This window comes from Ilyobacter sp. (assembly GCF_041583315.1).
In the GTDB taxonomy this organism is placed as follows: Bacteria; Fusobacteriota; Fusobacteriia; order Fusobacteriales; family Fusobacteriaceae; genus Ilyobacter.
Map to the genome: position 1 here is coordinate 1 of NZ_JBFHGC010000590.1, position 1,688 is coordinate 1,688.

General features: G+C 32.6%; 2 protein-coding genes. One reads left to right on the forward strand and one right to left on the reverse strand.

Annotation, left to right across the window (positions count from 1 at the left end; genetic code table 11):
• The coding region (locus ABZA26_RS14495; protein WP_372715202.1) for a Bax inhibitor-1/YccA family protein at positions 1-627 on the reverse strand (627 nt) is incomplete at its 3' end.
• 520 nt (positions 628-1,147) lie between these two features.
• Here ABZA26_RS14495 and ABZA26_RS14500 point away from each other — a divergent pair.
• Positions 1,148-1,688, forward strand: a 541-nt coding sequence (locus ABZA26_RS14500; RefSeq protein ID WP_372715203.1) for a TetR/AcrR family transcriptional regulator, incomplete at its 3' end; no start/stop codon positions are given.

Below are 1,688 nucleotides of genomic sequence, written 5' to 3' on the forward strand. Positions count from 1 at the left end.
AATCGAAACCTTGTCCACCACAGCCATGTCCTGGGAGACGGCAACCATGATATTGTTTTTTATACGGTTCACATCATATCCGATGAGTCCTATGAATATAAGCACACCCATGTATGATATTACCCAGTATAGGGCTGTAGCTTTTAAAAATATATTTACTACTGAGAGAATAATAAGCGTTATAAGCCCTACTTTCAGTAAGTTACCAAATTTGCTTAAGTCCTCTTTGGTGGTGTATCCGTAAATTGCCATTATCAGAAATATTGCCAGAGCCCCCACAAAGGTATACAGTATGGAAACCCCTGTGTAAACAATCGCTATGAGGGATAAGGTTATTCCGTTTAATGCTGAATAAAGAAGAAATAAAATCCTGCTCTTGGCGGTACTCATGTGGTATACCCTCATAGACAGGATAAATACAAGTGCCAGCTCACCTATAATAAAAGCAAACATATATTTATATGCCATATTTAAGAGAGTGGGGTTGGCTAGGGTAAAAACTGAAGCAGCTAAGGTTACAAACAATCCTAAAACCATCCATCCGAAAACACCTGCTATTTTTCTTGTTACAAGCTGTTCTATCTCCTCTGTGGATAGATAACCTCTGTTTTGCATTCTTTCATCCATAAATTTTCCTCCTTTTGACTTATGATCAATATTATAAAAATTTCAAACTGGGTTTAGCCGGATAATTTCTGTTACTCATATAATCAGCATTCTATAAGAGGACTCATCTTCCTTTTATATTTTTATAATTTGTCTGCTAAGTTTATTATATCTCACCTGATATTTAATTCAAAGAGAATTCTGAGTTTTTATAGGTAAAATACTGAAATTAACGGAAAAATAAGATAAACAGCGGAGAAAATAGATCAGCCCCACTGAATTTTGATAATTATTCATACAGAAAATTTAGACTTTTGAGGAAGGGGTATAAGGATCTTTGATATAGGGGGTAGCTCTATACTGAATTTTAAATCTAAAGTGATTTTAAGTTCTTTTTTAATAATTGTTTTTAAAGGTATTTTCTGAATACTATTATAATGGATTTATGATGAATTAAAATTAGTTGACAAATGGGTGGGGGTATAATAAAATTATTTGTTGGAACTGATTGTTTTTATGAATAGATCATTGGGGGGTATGGATGCAGGTCAAAAAACCGGAAGTCAAAGAAAAAATCTACAGTGCAGCCTTTGAAGAATTTTATGAAAAAGGATTTAAAAAAGCCACAATGAGTACTATATCTGATAATTCAGGGATTCCAGTTGGAAACATATACCGTTATTATATAAATAAAGAGGCTATATTCAGGGAGATAGTGGAGGGAGTCTCGGTACAGATGTCTAATCTTTTTTTAAAGACGTCTAAAATTAATTATACAGCTCCAGATAAAAATCCCAGCGAATTTTTAAGAGATAAAGTACTGGAGTTTGTAGAAAAACTTCTGGATATTTCTCTAAAAAACAAAAGAACACTCCAGATTCTTTTAGAAAAAAGTCATGGATCAAAATTTGAAAACTATAAAAAGAACCTGGAATTACAATTTGTAGAAAATGCCGTGTCAAATACAAAACTAAATTTAAAAAATTCAGAATTGAGCCAAGAGGATATTGAGATTGTAAAAGTTTCTGCAAAAGTTTTTCTAAAGGGCCTAGAGACTATAATGACAAATTATTCTGATGATG